This window comes from Pseudomonas sp. URIL14HWK12:I12 (assembly GCF_003097135.1).
In the GTDB taxonomy this organism is placed as follows: Bacteria; Pseudomonadota; Gammaproteobacteria; order Pseudomonadales; family Pseudomonadaceae; genus Aquipseudomonas.
Map to the genome: position 1 here is coordinate 169,862 of NZ_QEQL01000007.1, position 16,250 is coordinate 186,111.

The following is a 16,250-nucleotide window of genomic DNA, read 5'->3' on the forward strand; positions in this document are numbered from 1 at the left end:
CGCTGGGTGGGGCAGCCCCACCGATGCCAGGCACTCACATTATAAAACCACCCTCAAGCACTGCCCTGCGTGATACAGCGAAAACCCCGTTTCGTAGAACGCCGTACGCAGTGCAGGCAGGCTCACTGGCGTATTGGCCGAGAACGGCACGGGTAGCTCATCGGCCCGCTGTGTGAGCAGAAACTGCGCCAGCGCCCGCCCCAGCACGGTGCCGGTGGTGTTGCCACGGCCGTTGTAGCCGGTCACAGCCACCAAGCCCGCGGCCGGTTCATAAAGGCGCATCAGGTGGTCGGGGGTGAAGTCGATCACGCCGGTCCAGTGCATTTCCCACTCCACCTTGCCCAGGCTGGGGAAGTAGTGGCGCTGGATGCGGTCGGCCCAACCCTTGATGAACCAGCCGGGCTTGTTGTCCACCCGCCCAAGGCTGCCCAGCAGCAGGCGGCCCTGGTCGTCGCGGCGAATGCTGCTGAGCACGGTGCGGGTGTCCCAGGAGCCTTGGCCGTGAGGAAGAACACGCTCGGCTGCAGCGCCTTCCAAAGGGCGCGACGCCACTTGGTAGTAGTAGCCGCGGAAGTGGTTATTGCGGATCTGGCTCCATTCACCTTCGGTGTAGGCCCCGGTCGACAGCACCACTTGGTCAGCCAGCACGCTGCCGTTGGCGGTTTCGACGCGCCAGGCGAAGCCTTCACGCACCAGCGCGGTGACGGGTGAATCCTCGAACAGCACGCCACCCAGGCGTTTCACCGCATCGGCCAGGCCCCGGGTATAGGCCATCGGGTTGATGGTACCGGCGCGGTGGTCGAGCAGCGCGGCGTCGACCTTGTCGGTGCCGCAGTAGTCGATGCAACGTGCGCCGGTGAGCAGCTCCACATGGGCGCCGCGCCGGCTCCACTGCTCGTGGCGCGCCCGCAGGTCGGCAACGCCGGTGGCGTTGTGGGCCATGTGCAGGGTGCCTTCGTTACGCGCCTGGCAGCTGATGCCGTGCCGGCGGATCATCTCGAAGACTTCGGCCGGGGCATTGCCCAGGACGCTGTTGAGCCGTTCGCCTTGGGTAGTGCCGAGGCTGGCGGCCACGTCGTCGGGCTTGATCCAGGTGCCGGCATTCACCAGCCCGACGTTACGGCCGGAGCCGCCATGGCCGACGCGATGGGCGTCGACCAGCATGACGCGCTTGCCCTGCTCCAACAGGTGGATCGCTGCGCACAGGCCGGTGATACCGGCGCCTATGACGCAGACGTCGGCGGTGTGCTCGCCGCGCAGCGATTGGGCGGGCCCTGGTTCAGGAAGTACGTGTTCCCACAGGCATTTGGGGTAGAGCGCGGTGGTGGCCATGATGTCGGAGTCCTGGGGGAAGGCTTGAATGCTGCGTCGCCGGGCAAACCGGGCCCCCACCCGTTGAAATGTGCCACTGAACCTGGGTGGGAGGGCGGCTTGCCGCGCGACGTGCAGGCAAGGTCGGGCGGGTTAGTCGAATACGATACCCTGCGCCAGCGGAAGCTCGCGAGAGTAGTTGATGGTGTTGGTCTGGCGGCGCATGTAGGCCTTCCACGCGTCGGAGCCGGATTCACGGCCACCGCCGGTTTCCTTCTCCCCGCCAAAGGCCCCGCCGATCTCGGCGCCGCTGGTACCGATATTGACGTTGGCGATGCCGCAGTCGCTGCCGGCAGCACTCTGGAAGCGCTCAGCCTCGCGCAGGTCGGTGGTGAAGATGCACGACGACAGGCCTTGCGGCACTTCGTTGTTCAGCGCCAGCGCCTGCTCGAAATCGTCATAGCCCAGCACATAGAGGATCGGTGCGAAGGTCTCGTGGCGTACCACAGCGCTCTGCCCAGGCATTTCGACAATGGCAGGGGCCACGTAATAACCGTTGGGGTAACGCTCGGCCAGCTGGCGCTCGCCGCCGAACACTGCGCCGCCTTCGTCACGCGCCTGGGCCAGGGCGTCCTGCATGGCCTGGAACGAGGCCTTGTCGATCAGCGGCCCTACCAGGTTGTTTTCGCGTGGGTCGCCAATACGTACCTTGCCATAGGCTGCCTTGACGCGTTCGACCAGCTCGGCCTTGATCGAGTTGTGCACGATCACTCGGCGCAGGGTGGTGCAGCGTTGGCCGGCGGTGCCGACGGCAGAGAACAGAATGCCGCGTACGGCCAGGTCCAGGTCGGCGCTCGGGGCCACGATCATGGCGTTGTTGCCGCCCAGCTCAAGGATGCTGCGACCGAAGCGGGCCGCCACACGCGGGCCGACCTCGCGGCCCATGCGGGTGCTGCCGGTGGCGCTGACCACCGGCACGCGCGGGTCGTCCACCAGCGCTTCGCCGGCTTCACGGTCACCGATCAGCACCTGCACCAGGTTGGCCGGGGCATCGTCGAAGCGGGCCAGGGCCTTGGCAAACAGGGCCTGGCAGGCGATGGCGGTGAGCGGGGTTTTCTCGGAAGGCTTCCATACCACAGAGTTGCCGCACACCAGTGCCAAGGCGGTGTTCCAGGCCCATACCGCAACCGGGAAATTGAAGGCGCTGATCACCCCGACCACGCCGACCGGATGCCAGGTTTCACGCATGTGGTGGCCGGGGCGCTCGGAGGCGATGGTCAGGCCATAGAGCTGGCGTGAAAGGCCGACGGCGAAGTCGCAGATATCGATCATCTCCTGCACTTCCCCCAGGCCTTCCTGGGTGATCTTGCCGGCTTCGACGCTGACCAGCTCGCCCAGGTCGGCCTTGTGCTCACGCAGCACCTCGCCAAACAGCCGCACCAGCTCGCCACGGCGAGGCGCCGGCACACTGCGCCAGGCCAGGAAGGCATCGTGGGCCAGGCCGATACTGCGCTCGGCCTCGGCTTTGCCCGCCAGCGCAACGGCACCCAGCTGGCTGCCATCGATGGGGGTGAACACTGGGTGGCTACCGCCCTGGTAGGCAGTGGCGGGAACACCCAGGCGCTTGAGCAGGCCGTCGATCATGAGAACTCTCCTGTGAAACCGGTCAATAAACGGAACATGGCAGCGAGTATCGGCTGGCCAAGGCAAGCCAACAAGCGAGGAATAGGCAGCACATCATTCCCTGGTGGAATCCAAAAACCCCGGTAAATTCCGGCTGAAGGCGACGACTTCGCCACTTTGAGGAATGACCCCACGCCTTTTTTTCGCTTGCGGGCCGGTGGGTTCAACGCTTTGATGGTAGCCATTCCACCCGCCGGAGACAGCCCATGCCCGCTTCAGGTTTTGCCCACCCCGATGACATCCGCGCCCGCTTTTCGCGTGCCATGTCCGAGATGTACAAGCAGGAAGTGCCGCTGTACGGCACGCTGCTGGAGCTGGTGGCGCAAACCAATACGGCGGTGCTGGCGGCCAACCCCGAGCTGCACGAACGGCTGCGGCACAACGGCGAGCTGGAGCGCCTTGATGCCGAGCGCCATGGCGCGATCCGCGTGGGCACCGCGCAGGAGCTGGCCACCCTCGCTCGGCTGTTCGCGGTGATGGGGATGGAGCCGGTGGGCTACTACGACCTCACACCGGCCGGAGTGCCGGTGCATTCCACCGCATTTCGGGCGGTGCACGAGCAGGCCCTGGCCGTCAGCCCGTTCCGCGTGTTCACCTCGTTGCTGCGCCTGGAGCTGGTCGACAACGCCGAGCTACGCGAGCAGGCGGCGGCCATCCTGGCGCGCCGGCAGATCTTCACCCCGCGCGCGCTGGCGCTGATCGAGCAGCACGAGCAGGCCGGCGGGCTGGAGGAGGCTCAAGCCGAGGAGTTCGTGGAGCAGGCGTTGGAGACCTTTCGTTGGCACCCACGCGCGACGGTCAGCGCGCAGCAGTATCAGCAGTTGCACGACCAGCACCGGCTGATCGCCGACGTAGTGGCCTTCAAGGGCCCACACATCAACCACCTCACGCCGCGCACGCTGGACATCGACCAGGTCCAGGCCAGCATGCCGGCGCGCGGCATCACACCCAAAGCCGTGATCGAAGGCCCGCCCCCGCGCAAAGAGCCGATCCTGCTGCGCCAAACCAGTTTCAAGGCACTGCAGGAGCGGGTGGCGTTCACCGACCAGGTAGCCGCCGAGGGCAGCCACACCGCCCGCTTCGGCGAGATCGAACAGCGCGGCGCAGCGCTTACGCCCAAGGGCCGTGCGCTGTACGACACCTTGCTGGCCACTTCACGCGATGCCCTGGCAGGCGTACCCAGTGAAGGTAACGCCGAGCAGTACATGCGCTTGCTGGGCGAGCATTTTGCGGCCTTCCCCGACGATGCCAGCCGGATGCGCGAAGAGGGCCTGGCCTGGTTTCGCTATGTGCCAACCGCCAGCGGGCTGCGCGCGCGCCCGCTGCAAGGTACATTGCAGGACTGGGTCGCGGCAGGCCATGTGGCCTTCGAGCCCATCGTTTACGAAGACTTCCTGCCGGTCAGCGCGGCGGGGATTTTCCAGTCGAACCTGGGTGACGGCGCCCAAAGCGATTATGGCCAGAACGCTAACCAGGCCCAGTTCCAGCAGGCGCTGGGGCGAGCGGTGATCGACGAGATGGCGCTTTACGAGGCCACCGAGCGGCGCTCGATCGAGGCGTGCCTGGCGCAGCTTGGCTGATCAGGGAATGCGCGTGAACAGCCCAGGGTAGTCGATCACCACACCGTCGTTGTCGAGCTCCAACTGGGCCTTGAACGGGGTGTCGAGGCTCTCGTAGAGAAACCATTTGTGCGGTTCGATGCAGGTGTAGCGCTGGTTGGCCGCCCTGACTTCCAGGCCGGGAACGCTGACATAGGCCATGCGCAAGGTACGGCTTTGCCCTGCCTGCCACTGAAGGCGGCGAATGGGCAGCGTATTGGTGAAAGGGGTGATGGCGATGTCTACATCGATGCACCCGTCGAGCGCGGGCAGTGGAGCATCGCTTTCCACATCGCGCCAGCGGCCGTTGCCATCGGACCACAAGCGCAACGAAGGGCTACCGGTAGGGCTGGCGATGTCGAGCAGCCGGGTTTGCCACTGCGCATCAACGCTCAAGGTGTAAATGAAGGCGTAATCGTCACCCACCACCACGCTATTTGCCATGACCTGGCTTTCGCGGAAGGTCAGTGCCAAATGCTCAAGGCCCCGCCCTTGTTGGGCAGCCCAGCGAAATACCTTACTCATCAGCGCCTACCCCCCGGCATTGCGGCCGTGCACCGCAGTGACACGGCCGCCGCGCTGCAGGTTCCCAACCGCTTAGGAACCGAGGCATTCCTTGAGGAACTTGCCCGGTTTGAAGGCTACGGTATTGCTCGCGCGAATCTTCACCGGCTCGCCAGTTTGCGGGTTCTTGCCCTGGCGCGCACCTCGGTGGCGTTTTTCAAACGTACCAAAACCTACCAGGGTGACGTTCTGACCCTTGCTGACCCCTAGCGTGATCTGGTCCAGCAGCACGTTCAGCACTTCGTTGGCTTTGTCTTTGGTGAGATCGGCGCGCTCGGCGATAACGGCGGCCAGTTCAGGTTTGCGCATGTAAGAACCTCTTTTCGGTTTTTGTTGTTATGCGCCCCACACGCAGCGGGGCTGGCCCGGCCGCAGGCTCTGCCATGGGGCGGGTAGCGGTGAGAATGGCACGGCACCGCCCCGCGCGCCAGTAGGCTTTGCCGCTTTGCTGCGCCCGAGCAATGCTGTTTCGGACGGAGTGCAGGCCATATTCGCCAGGGGCTTCATACCCTGTGTTCGAGGCAGGCTCTGGGCCGGGCAACCGGAAGGGCAATCATGCTAAGCTCCAAGCCCCTTTCATCGCCTGCCAACGTCACCGTGCCAGCCCCTATTTCGCCAGATGAAACCATCACATGGGCGCCCGACGCCGACCAGGCCAGCGCCGGTATCCGGCAATGGCTGTTTGATGCAGGCTCGCTCACCCAACGCCTGACCATTGCCTCCGAGCACCGCTTCACCGTCACGCCCCTACACGAGGGCTGGCAGCCCTTGAGGGCCGATGAATGCCAGGCGCTGGGGCTTGCCGAGGGCAGCGAAGGCTGGGTGCGCGAGGTGTTCCTGCGCGGCCGCGGCGAGCCTTGGGTATTCGCCCGCAGTGTCGCCGGCCGCCAGGCGCTGGAGGCCTGCGATTTCGCGCTGCAGGCACTGGGCACGCGCTCGCTGGGGCAGTTCCTGTTTAGCGACCCGGCGTTCATCCGACAACCCTTCGATACCTGCCGCTACCCCTACCGATGGCTGCCTCGCGAAGTGGCTGCACACGGCCTGTGGGCCAGGCGCTCGCGCTTCGACCGCCAGGCCCCTGGCCAGCAAGGGCTGTCGGTGCTGGTGACCGAGGTGTTTCTGCCAACCCTGTGGCGCGCCACCGGGCTGCCCGACGAGGCTTGCTGATGCTCTACCAACAGATGCTGCGCTCACTCAACCGCCTGCACCCGCGAGCCTGGGACTTCATCCAGCTGGCACGGATCGACAAGCCGATCGGCATTTACCTGCTGCTGTGGCCCACGCTCTGGGCCCTGTGGGTCGCTGGCGATGGTGCTCCTTCGCTGGGCAATGTGGTGATCTTCGTGCTCGGCGTGTTCATGATGCGGGCAGCCGGCTGCGTCATCAACGACTTCGCCGACCGCAAGGTCGATGGTCACGTCAAGCGCACCGAGCAGCGGCCGCTGGTCAGCGGCCGAGTGCGTAGCCGCGAAGCGCTGGTGTTCTTCGCCGTACTGGTCGCGGCCAGTTTCGCGCTGGTGCTATGCACCAACGCCACTACGGTATGGCTATCGTTCGGCGGCCTGCTGATCGCCTTCTGCTACCCGTTCATGAAGCGGTACACCCATTACCCGCAGGTGGTGCTGGGGGCAGCGTTTTCGTGGGGCATGCCCATGGCCTTCACCGCCGAAACCGGCCACGTGCCCGCCGCAGCCTGGTTGTTGTACCTGGCCAATCTGGCTTGGACGGTCGCCTACGACACCTACTACGCCATGACCGACCGCGACGATGACCTGCGCATCGGCGTGAAATCCACGGCCATCCTGTTCGGCAACTCCGACCGCTTGATCATCGCAATCCTGCAGGGGCTGATGGTGGCATGCCTGCTGCTGGCAGGCGTGCGTTTCGGGCTCGGGGGCTGGTTTCACCTTGGCATTGCCGTGGCGGTGGGCTGTTTCATTTGGCAATCGTGGAAAACCCGCCGCCGTGAGCGCATGGCGTGCTTTGAAGCCTTCCTGCACAACCATTGGGCGGGGCTGGTGATTTTCGTGGGGCTTGCCCTGGACTACGCCCTGCGCTAGCCCGCGCTTGCGCGTATTTAAGGCAATGCCCCAAGGAACATCTGTCACATCGCTGCAATAATTCCGTTATCTAATGCTGCACATTGCAGAAGATTGACACGAGGTTAAGCATGGTTGGCAGAAGCATTCTCATCGTCGACGACGAAGCGCCCATCCGCGAGATGATCGCCGTCGCCCTTGAAATGGCCGGCTATGATTGCCTCGAAGCCGAGAGCGCCCCTCAGGCCCACGCCATCATCGTCGATCGCAAGCCCGACCTCATCCTGCTCGACTGGATGCTGCCTGGCACTTCCGGCATCGAGCTGGCGCGCCGCCTCAAACGTGATGAGCTCACCGCCAGCACTCCGATCATCATGCTTACGGCCAAGGGTGAGGAAGACAACAAGATCCAGGGCCTTGAGGTAGGTGCCGATGATTACATCACCAAGCCTTTCTCACCGCGGGAACTGGTTGCCCGCTTGAAGGCTGTGCTACGCCGCGCCGGCGCCAGCGATGGCGAAACCCCGATCGAGGTCGGTGGTTTGTTGCTGGACCCAGTCAGCCACCGCGTCACCATCGATGGCCGCCCGGCCGAGATGGGCCCGACCGAATACCGCCTGCTGCAGTTCTTCATGACCCACCAGGAACGCGCCTATACTCGGGGCCAGTTGCTTGACCAGGTGTGGGGCGGCAACGTCTATGTGGAAGAGCGGACGGTCGATGTGCATATCCGCCGCCTGCGCAAGGCATTGGGCGATGCCTACGAGAACCTGGTGCAGACCGTGCGTGGCACAGGCTACCGTTTCTCCACCAAGAGCTGAGCAGGCCAGGCTCTGTCGAAGGGATGCGCGGTAATTGAATCAGAACTGGCTCGGTATCCTGATCCGCCAACTTGCGCTTCTGGTAACCGCATGCCTGCTGGTGGGCCTGGTCACAAACCATTACGGCGCCAGCCTTGCGGTAGGCCTGGGGCTGTACCTGGCCGCGACGCTCAGGCAGCTGTTGCACCTGAACCATTGGCTCAAGCATCACAAGCCCGACGAGCCGCCGCCTGAAGCCGGGGGGCTCTGGGGCGATGTATTCGACAGCATCTACACCGTTCAGCGTCGTGACATCCGCGCCCGTGATCGGCTGCAAGCCTTGATCGACCGCGTGCAAGACTCCACGGCCGCCCTGCGCGACGGTGTGATCATGCTCGACAGCGATGGCAACTTGGAATGGTGGAACAACGCCGCCGAAACCTTGTTGGGGCTTCGGTCGCCAGGCGACAGCGGCCAGCCGATCACCAACCTGGTGCGCAACCCAAGGTTTTTCGAATACTTCCACGCCGGCAACTACGCCGAGCCCATGGAAATGGCCTCGCCCATACAAGACCAGGTGCGTATCCAGCTGGTGATTACACGCTACGGCAACAATGAGCACCTGCTGGTGGTGCGTGATGTGACCCGCGTTCACCAGCTGGAGCAAATGCGCAAGGATTTCATCGCCAACGTTTCCCACGAGCTGCGCACCCCTTTGACGGTGATCACCGGCTACCTCGAAACCCTGCTCGACAACAGCGACGGCATCAACCCACGTTGGCTGCGTGCCCTGCAGCAAATGCAGCAGCAAGGCGGGCGCATGCAGACCTTGCTCAACGACCTGCTGTTGCTGGCGCGCCTGGAGGCCACCGACTACCCGTCGGAAAACCAGCCGGTCGATGTGCAGGCTTTACTCAAGAGCATCGTCAGCGACGCCCGCGCGCTTTCCGGTACACGGGGCCACGACATCACCCTTGAAGTAGAAGCCAACTGCTGGCTCAAGGGCAGTGAGCCGGAGCTGCGCAGCGCGTTCTCGAACCTGGTGTTCAACGCGGTGAAGTACACCCCTGACAAAGGCCGGGTGCTCGCCCGTTTCTGGCAGGATGGGCAAGGCGCGCATCTGAGCGTGAAGGATTCGGGTATCGGCATCGAGGCACAGCACATCCCCCGCCTCACCGAACGCTTTTATCGTGTCGACTCCAGCCGCAGCTCCAACACCGGAGGCACCGGGCTGGGCCTGGCAATCGTCAAGCACGTGCTGATGCGCCACCGCGGGCGCCTGGAAATCACCAGCGTGCCAGGCCATGGCAGCACCTTCACCTGCCATTTTGCGCCGGCGCAAATCCCCTTGGCGCGCAATCTGCGTTCCGCCAGCAGCATTGATCCGGGACAAGCCGACGGAACCCAAGGCTGATATTTGTTCTAGGCAAGGCCGGCATCAGCCGCTAAATTGCAATGTTCGCGTGGGATTTTTCCCAAACGAGCCTCTCTAACGCTTTCTACGGACTACCAAACACTCCATCATGGACCCTTCCCCCGGTTTATCGCTGTACGCCCTGTTCGCCGATTTCGGCATGATCATCTTCGCTTTCGTCCTGGTGCTGCTCAACGGCTTCTTCGTGGCCGCCGAGTTCGCCATGGTCAAGCTGCGCGCCACCAAGGTCGAGAGCATCGCCGAGCGCCACGGCTGGCGCGGGCGCATTCTGCGCACCGTGCACAGCCAGCTCGATGCCTACCTTTCCGCCTGCCAGCTGGGTATCACCCTGGCCTCGCTGGGCCTGGGCTGGGTTGGCGAGCCCGCCTTCGCGCACCTGCTGGAGCCTGCACTGGAAGCAGTCGGCGTGCAGTCGGCCGAAGTGATCAAAGGCGCGTCATTCTTCACTGCGTTCTTTGTGATTTCCTACCTGCACATCGTGGTCGGCGAGCTGGCGCCCAAGTCCTGGGCCATTCGCAAACCCGAGCTGCTTTCGCTGTGGACGGCGGTGCCGCTGTACCTGTTCTACTGGCTGATGTACCCCGCCATCTGGCTGCTGAACGCCAGCGCCAACGCCATCCTGCGCATTGCAGGCCAAGGCGAGCCGGGCCCGCACCACGAGCACCATTACAGCCGCGACGAGCTCAAGCTGATCCTGTACTCAAGCCGTGGCCAGGACCCATCCGACCAAGGCATGCGCGTGCTCGCCTCGGCGGTGGAAATGGGCGAGCTGGAGGTAGTGGACTGGGCCAACTCACGCGAAGACCTGGTGAGCCTGGACCACAAAGCCTCCCTGCCGGAAATTCTCGAGAAGTTTCGCCGCCACAAGTACAGCCGCTTCCCGGTCTACAACAGCGAATTGGGCGAGTTCGTCGGCCTGCTGCACATCAAGGACTTGCTGCTGGAGCTGGCCGCCAAAGACTACACCCCCGAGGGCTTCGAACTCGACGAGCTGTTGCGCCCCGTGGAGCGTGTTTCGCGCCACATGCCGCTATCGGCCCTGCTGGAGCAGTTCCGCCAAGGCTCGGCGCACTTTGCGCTGGTCGAAGAAGCCGATGGCAAGGTGATCGGTTACCTGACCATGGAAGATGTGCTCGAAGTGCTGGTGGGCGACATTCAGGACGAACACCGCAAGGCCGAGCGCGGCGTGTTGGCCTATCAGCCGGGCAAGCTGCTGGTCAGGGGCGACACCCCGCTGTTCAAGGTCGAGCGCTTGCTGGGTGTAGACCTGGACCACATCGAGGCGGAAACCCTCGCCGGCCTGGTCTACGACACGCTCAAGCGCGTGCCCGAAGATGAGGAAGTGCTTGAAGTCGAAGGGCTGCGCATCATCATCAAGAAGATGAAAGGCCCGAAGATCGTGCTGGCCAAGGTGCTCAAGCTCGCTTGATCAACGCTTGCCCAACGCGAAGTTGGGCAGCGGCGCCACCGGCCGGTCGAACTGATACGGGATCGATTCAAGCGCCAGGCCAGTATTGCGCTGCACCACGAAGTGCAGGTGCGGGCCGGTGCTGTTCCCGGTATTGCCTGATTGGGCGAGCGCCGCGCCTACGCCCACGCGCTGGCCCTCATGCACCACCACTGAGCCCTGCATCAGGTGCAGGTACACGCCCATGCTGCCGTCGTCGTGCAGGATGCGCACGAAATTGCCGGCGGGGTTGCGCCCTCGCCCGCTCTGGTCGTTCTCCACCTTCACCACAGTACCGGCGCGCGCGGCGATGATCGGTGTGCCCACAGGCATGGCGATGTCGAGGGCATAGCGGCTCTTGGGCCCGGTGTGGCTGTACTGGCCGTTGGCACCCTGGCTGATATAGAAGGGCCCGCCGACCCACGGCAACGCATAGCGGTAGCCACCGACAGCCGAGCCTGGGTCGCCGAGGAAATAGTTGAATACCGGCGTGTAGCGCAGCGGCTGATCAGGGGCCCGAGCCGCCAGGGTGAGCAACGTGACCTGGCTGCGTGCTGGAACCACCCGGCTGATGCTCGCGGGCGCCCCGGCGGCATTGCCCAGGCCCTTGAAGCTCAGCCGCACCTGAACCGGGGCGAACAGATCGTTGCGTGCAATGAAAGTGACCTTGCCGCGGGACTTGGCCTGCTCCAGATGGACCTGGCGTTCCAGGTGCTCATCCATGCGGTCGTTGAATACGAACACCTGCGCACCTTTGGTGGGCTTGTCGGTGTAGTTGGTCACGCCGTTGGCATCGACGAACTTGTAAACGGTCGGCCGCGCACCGGCGGGTGGGGCAACCAAGGCGAGAAGTAGCAACAGCAGGGCTGGGCGAATCGACATGACAGTACCACGGCAGTAGGCCCCCGGAGCATAGCCGGGGGCTACCGCCGAGTCATGCACCCGGGACGAAATGCTTCTGCGCAGTGCCGCGCGCGATCAGGCGCGACAGGTAGTCGAGCTTCTGGGCATCCTGGTCGACGAAGCGGAAACTCAGCTGCAACCAGTCACTGTCGGGCTTGGGCTCAAAGGCCATGATGGCGTGCAGGTAACCGTTGAGGCGTGCGGTTTCGGCATTATCGCCCTGCTCCAGGTCGATCACGGCGTGTTCAAGCACCTGAGGCAGCTGTTCGCTTCGCTTGACCACCAGCAGCGCCTCCTTGAGGCTCAGTGCCTTGATCACCGCCTGCATCGAGCCCCCGCTGGCCAGGCGCAATTGAGCCTGGCCACGCCCCACCGGTGCTGCAGACGGCGCCGGCTGCGCCGGTGCGGCAGCAGGCCGAGGCGCGGGTGCAGCGGGGGCCGCAGCGCGAGTTGCGACCGATTCGGGGCGCCCACCGGTGAGCGCGCTGAGCGATTCATTCAACGCGCTGGTAGGTGCCGGGCGCGCACCGCCGCCGAGCAGCAGCTCGAGCTTGCCGGCGCGCTGCATGGCTTTCTTGATCTTGGTCAGCAACTGCTCGTTGGTGAACGGCTTGCCTACGTAATCGGACACGCCCGCCTGGATGGCCTGAACGACGTTTTCCTTGTCGCCGCGGCTGGTCACCATGATGAACGGAACACCCTTGCCGCATTCCTGCTGGCGGAACCAGGTCAGCAACTCGAGGCCGGACATTTCCGGCATCTCCCAATCGCACAGCACCAGGTCGAAACTTTCCTTGGCCAGCATGGCCTGGGCCTTGCGGCCATTGACCGCGTCTTCGGTATGAATACCGGGAAACGCATTGCGCAGACACTTCTTCACCAGGTCGCGGATGAAGGGCGCATCATCCACAACCAGAACACTGACCTTAGCCATCGACCACTCCTGAAGATTACCCGCCCAGCATACCGCTGCCTGATGGCCTATTGCCAATCGCCAAGCCAATTACCTGGAACATCGGGATGCCGCTTGCCGGCGGAACGTCAGCCTGCGTCTGACCCAGACAAAAACGCCCGGCCGAAGCCGGGCGCGGGAACACAGGCAATCTCAGTTATCGCCCGCCTTAGGGGAAACATTAGCCCGTTCGGCCCCGCCGCGCTGAACTTCTTCACGCATGCGGTCCAGGCCCAGATGGCGTACGTCGGTCCCTTGCACAAGGTAGATCACCAGTTCGGCGATGTTGCGTGCATGATCGCCGATACGCTCCAGTGAACGCAGCACCCATATCACGTTCAGGACCCGCGATATCGAGCGGGGGTCTTCCATCATGAAGGTCACCAACTCGCGCAAGGCCGTCTTGTATTCACGGTCGATGGTCTTGTCGTATTGGGCCACCGACAACGCAAGGTCGGCATCGAAACGGGCGAACGCATCCAGAGCATCCCGCACCATGGCCCGCACCTGGCCGCTGATGTGCCGCACCTCCACGTAGCCGCGCGGTGACTCGCCTTCTTCGCAGAGCTGGATGGCGCGGCGGGCGATCTTGGTCGACTCATCCCCGATGCGCTCCAGGTCGATCACTGACTTGGAAATGCTGATGATCAGGCGCAGGTCTGAGGCGGCCGGCTGGCGGCGGGCCAGGATGCGCAGGCATTCCTCGTCGATCGTGCGCTCCATCTGGTTGATCTCGTCGTCGATGTCACGCACCTGCTGGGCCAGGCCCGAGTCAGCCTCGATCAGCGCGGTGACGGCATCGTTGACCTGCTTCTCGACCAGGCCGCCCATCGCCAGCAGGTGGCTGCGAACCTCTTCGAGCTCGGCGTTGTACTGCTGGGAGATGTGGTGGGTGAGGCTGTGCTTGTCAATCATGATCTAAACCCTTTGGAGCGTCCGGTGGGAGGGATAAGACAGCGTACGTGGTTGTGCTCAGCCGTAGCGGCCGGTGATGTAGTCTTCGGTGTGCTTCTTGGCCGGGTTGGTGAACAAGGTGTCGGTGTCACCGAACTCGACCATCCGGCCCATGTGCATGAAGGCGGTGTAGTCCGATACCCGCGCGGCCTGCTGCATGTTGTGTGTCACGATCACGATGGTGTAGCGGGATTTCAGCTCGTAGATCAGTTCCTCGACTTTCAGCGTAGAGATCGGGTCGAGGGCCGAGCAGGGCTCGTCGAGCAGCAGCACCTGCGGCTCCACGGCAATGGTGCGGGCGATCACCAAGCGTTGCTGCTGGCCGCCCGAGAGGCCGAGGGCCGACTCGTGCAGGCGGTCTTTGACCTCGTCCCACAGGGCTGCGCCGCGCAATGCCCACTCCACCGATTCGTCGAGCGCGCGCTTCTTGTTGATGCCCTGAATGCGCAGGCCGTAGACGACGTTTTCGTAGATGGTTTTGGGAAAGGGGTTGGGCTTCTGGAACACCATGCCCACGCGACGGCGCAGCTCGGCCACGTCCTGCCCCTTGGCATAGATGTTCTGGCCTTCCAGGCACACCTCGCCGGCGACACGGCAGTCGTCGACCAGGTCGTTCATGCGGTTGAAGGTGCGCAGCAAGGTCGACTTGCCACAGCCCGACGGCCCAATGAACGCGGTGACGCGCTGGCGCGGGATGCTCAGCGAAATATCGAACAACGCCTGGCTCGTGCCGTAATGCAGGTTCAGCCCGCTGACCTGCACGGCGATGTTGTGCGGCTCCAGCGCCTGGCTCCGGCTGCGCCGCTGGGCCGCCAGTTCGGCGCGGCCGCGTAAGGGTTGGGTATAACGCTCCATGGCCACTCTCTTCGATGCCCGGGCAGCTTCAGCTGTCCAGTGCCTTGTACTTTTCCCGCAAGCGGTTTCGAATCGCCACGGCAGACAGGTTGAGCAGCGCGATCACCAGCACCAGCAACAAGGCGGTGGCGTAGACCAATGGCCGCGCAGCTTCGACGTTCGGGCTCTGAAAGCCCACGTCGTAAATATGAAAGCCCAGGTGCATGATCTTCTGATCCAGGTGCACGTAGGGGAAATTGCCATCGACCGGCAGCGAAGGTGCCAGCTTGACCACCCCCACCAGCATCAACGGTGCGACCTCCCCCGCAGCACGCGCAATGGCAAGGATCATCCCGGTCATCATCGCCGGGCTGGCCATTGGCAGCACGACCTTCCAGAGGGTTTCGGCTTGCGTGGCACCGAGGGCCAGCGAACCCTCGCGCAGGCTACGCGGAATGCGCGCCAGGCCTTCCTCGGTGGACACGATCACCACCGGCACCGCCAGCAACGCCAGCGTCAGGGATGCCCATAACAGGCCAGGAGTACCCAGGGTCGGGGCAGGCAGGGCTTCGGGAAAGAACAGGCGGTCCAGCGAGCCACCCACCACGTACACGAAAAAGCCCAGGCCGAATACACCGTAGACGATCGATGGCACACCGGCGAGGTTGTTCACGGCGATGCGGATCAAGCGGGTCATCAGGTTCTGCCGTGCGTATTCGCGCAGGTACACCGCCGCCAGCACACCGAACGGCGTCACCACGATAGCCATGATCAAAGTCATCATCACCGTACCGAAGATCGCCGGGAACACCCCGCCTTCGGTGTTGGCCTCACGCGGGCCGGTGCTGAGGAACTCCCACAGCTTGATGAAGTAGAACCTGGCCTTGTCGCCCACGCTCATGGCGTTGGGCTGGTAAGCGTGCACGACCTGGCCGAGGTTGATTGCCACGGCCTTGCCGCCGGCCTCTGCCATCGTGATGCTGTCGCGCTCGATCTGCCGGTGCAGGGCACTCAGGCGCATTTCGGCCTGTTCGTAACCGGCCTTGAGCTCAGCTTCGCGGGCTTGCCGGTCAGCCTGGGCCGCCGCACTGTGCACACCGTTCAGCTCATCCTTGCGTGCCTGCAGGCGCAGGCGCTCGAGCTGATAGTTGATGGCACTGACGTCTTTACCCTGCAAACGCTCAAGCTCAGCCTGCAGTTGCTGCACCCGCTGCAAGCGCGGTTGCAGGGCTGCCCAGGCGTCAGCCCCGTGGGCGACCACCTCGCCGTTTTCACGCACATCGATCAACCGCCCGTAGAAGTTGCCCCACTCGCGGCGCTCCAAGGCCACCAGCTCGGCCGGTGCCTGGGTCGCGTGCAACCAGTCGGCAATTACCCAGACGAAGTCGCTACCGTAGAGGTCGCGGTTGCCCACCTTCAGCAGCTCGCGGGTCATCATCGGCGGCCCGTCGGTGCCTACGGGCAGGCCGCTGGCATGCAGCCGTTCACGGGGTACGTCTTCGCGCTGCACCACCTCGCCGACCAGCATCTGAGCAGACAGGCCAGGCACCTGGTAACTGGCCTGCTGCAGGTCTGCCGGCCAGAAATGCCCCAACCCTCGTACAGCGATCACCAGCAACAGGCCCACGGTCATGATCACCGCCGCCGACACCGCCCCCGCGCTGAGCCACACCGCTGGCGCGCCGCTTGCGACCCAGCCGGCAAATTTTTGTTTCTTCACCCTGCCTACC

Annotated in this window: 16 protein-coding genes; 6 read left to right on the plus strand and 10 right to left on the minus strand. The window is 64.0% G+C overall.

Features of this window, described 5'->3' with window-relative positions:
- Positions 1 to 39: 39 nt before the first annotated feature.
- The 3 genes from F474_RS20075 to F474_RS22580 all read right to left on the minus strand — a co-directional run bounded on the left by F474_RS20075 (position 40) and on the right by F474_RS22580 (position 3,179).
- Positions 40 to 1,332 carry an FAD-binding oxidoreductase gene (locus F474_RS20075; protein ID WP_097088082.1) on the minus strand — a complete coding sequence of 431 codons (1,293 nt, stop codon included), beginning with the start codon at positions 1,330 to 1,332 and terminating at the stop codon, positions 40 to 42.
- A gap of 132 nt (positions 1,333 to 1,464) precedes the next feature.
- Positions 1,465 to 2,955: an aldehyde dehydrogenase family protein gene (locus F474_RS20080; RefSeq protein WP_097088080.1), complete on the minus strand. Its 1,491-nt coding sequence runs from the start codon at positions 2,953 to 2,955 to the stop codon at positions 1,465 to 1,467.
- A complete protein-coding gene (locus F474_RS22580; RefSeq protein ID WP_125483393.1) occupies positions 2,952 to 3,179 on the minus strand; it encodes a hypothetical protein in 228 nt (75 codons plus the stop codon). Before F474_RS22580 ends, F474_RS20080 begins: the two co-directional genes overlap by 4 nt.
- 21 nt (positions 3,180 to 3,200) lie before the next feature.
- On the opposite strand from F474_RS22580, the gene F474_RS20085 reads away from it, so the two are divergent.
- Complete coding sequence (locus F474_RS20085; protein WP_097088079.1) at positions 3,201 to 4,574, plus strand: VOC family protein; 1,374 nt, start codon at positions 3,201 to 3,203, stop codon at positions 4,572 to 4,574.
- Here F474_RS20085 and F474_RS20090 read toward each other — a convergent pair whose 3' ends face one another.
- Both F474_RS20090 and F474_RS20095 read right to left on the minus strand, forming a co-directional pair.
- A complete protein-coding gene (locus F474_RS20090; RefSeq protein WP_097088077.1) occupies positions 4,575 to 5,117 on the minus strand; it encodes a putative glycolipid-binding domain-containing protein in 543 nt (180 codons plus the stop codon). It abuts the gene before it with no gap.
- A gap of 72 nt (positions 5,118 to 5,189) precedes the next feature.
- On the minus strand, positions 5,190 to 5,465 hold the full coding sequence (locus F474_RS20095) for an HU family DNA-binding protein (RefSeq protein WP_097088074.1): 276 nt from the start codon (positions 5,463 to 5,465) through the stop codon (positions 5,190 to 5,192).
- A gap of 288 nt (positions 5,466 to 5,753) precedes the next feature.
- On the opposite strand from F474_RS20095, the gene F474_RS20100 reads away from it, so the two are divergent.
- The 5 genes from F474_RS20100 (at position 5,754) to F474_RS20120 (ending at position 10,859) form a co-directional block, all read left to right on the plus strand.
- Positions 5,754 to 6,323 (plus strand): chorismate lyase, encoded by a 570-nt coding sequence (locus tag F474_RS20100; RefSeq protein ID WP_371916177.1) that lies wholly within the window; start codon positions 5,754 to 5,756, stop codon positions 6,321 to 6,323.
- A complete protein-coding gene (gene ubiA, locus F474_RS20105; RefSeq protein ID WP_097088069.1) occupies positions 6,323 to 7,216 on the plus strand; it encodes a 4-hydroxybenzoate octaprenyltransferase in 894 nt (297 codons plus the stop codon). Before F474_RS20100 ends, ubiA begins: the two co-directional genes overlap by 1 nt.
- A gap of 110 nt (positions 7,217 to 7,326) precedes the next feature.
- The gene (gene phoB, locus F474_RS20110; RefSeq protein WP_097088067.1) at positions 7,327 to 8,016 is read left to right on the plus strand and encodes a phosphate regulon transcriptional regulator PhoB; all 690 of its coding nucleotides are present in this window, start codon (positions 7,327 to 7,329) and stop codon (positions 8,014 to 8,016) included.
- A 34-nt stretch (positions 8,017 to 8,050) separates the two neighbouring features.
- A complete protein-coding gene (gene phoR, locus F474_RS20115; protein ID WP_097088065.1) occupies positions 8,051 to 9,409 on the plus strand; it encodes a phosphate regulon sensor histidine kinase PhoR in 1,359 nt (452 codons plus the stop codon).
- 109 nt (positions 9,410 to 9,518) lie between these two features.
- The gene (locus tag F474_RS20120; protein WP_097088062.1) at positions 9,519 to 10,859 is read left to right on the plus strand and encodes a hemolysin family protein; all 1,341 of its coding nucleotides are present in this window, start codon (positions 9,519 to 9,521) and stop codon (positions 10,857 to 10,859) included.
- Here F474_RS20120 and F474_RS20125 read toward each other — a convergent pair whose 3' ends face one another.
- The 5 genes from F474_RS20125 to pstA all read right to left on the minus strand — a co-directional run bounded on the left by F474_RS20125 (position 10,860) and on the right by pstA (position 16,240).
- On the minus strand, positions 10,860 to 11,759 hold the full coding sequence (locus tag F474_RS20125; protein ID WP_097088059.1) for a M23 family metallopeptidase: 900 nt from the start codon (positions 11,757 to 11,759) through the stop codon (positions 10,860 to 10,862).
- Positions 11,760 to 11,811: 52 nt separating this feature from the next.
- Positions 11,812 to 12,714 carry a response regulator gene (locus F474_RS20130; RefSeq protein WP_097088056.1) on the minus strand — a complete coding sequence of 301 codons (903 nt, stop codon included), beginning with the start codon at positions 12,712 to 12,714 and terminating at the stop codon, positions 11,812 to 11,814.
- 171 nt (positions 12,715 to 12,885) lie between these two features.
- Positions 12,886 to 13,647 (minus strand): phosphate signaling complex protein PhoU, encoded by a 762-nt coding sequence (gene phoU / locus F474_RS20135; RefSeq protein WP_097088053.1) that lies wholly within the window; start codon positions 13,645 to 13,647, stop codon positions 12,886 to 12,888.
- A gap of 57 nt (positions 13,648 to 13,704) precedes the next feature.
- A complete protein-coding gene (gene pstB, locus F474_RS20140; RefSeq protein WP_097088051.1) occupies positions 13,705 to 14,541 on the minus strand; it encodes a phosphate ABC transporter ATP-binding protein PstB in 837 nt (278 codons plus the stop codon).
- Between the two features lie 28 nt (positions 14,542 to 14,569).
- Positions 14,570 to 16,240, minus strand: a complete 1,671-nt coding sequence (gene pstA, locus F474_RS20145; RefSeq protein ID WP_256577823.1) for a phosphate ABC transporter permease PstA — start codon at positions 16,238 to 16,240, stop codon at positions 14,570 to 14,572.
- Positions 16,241 to 16,250 lie beyond the last annotated feature (10 nt).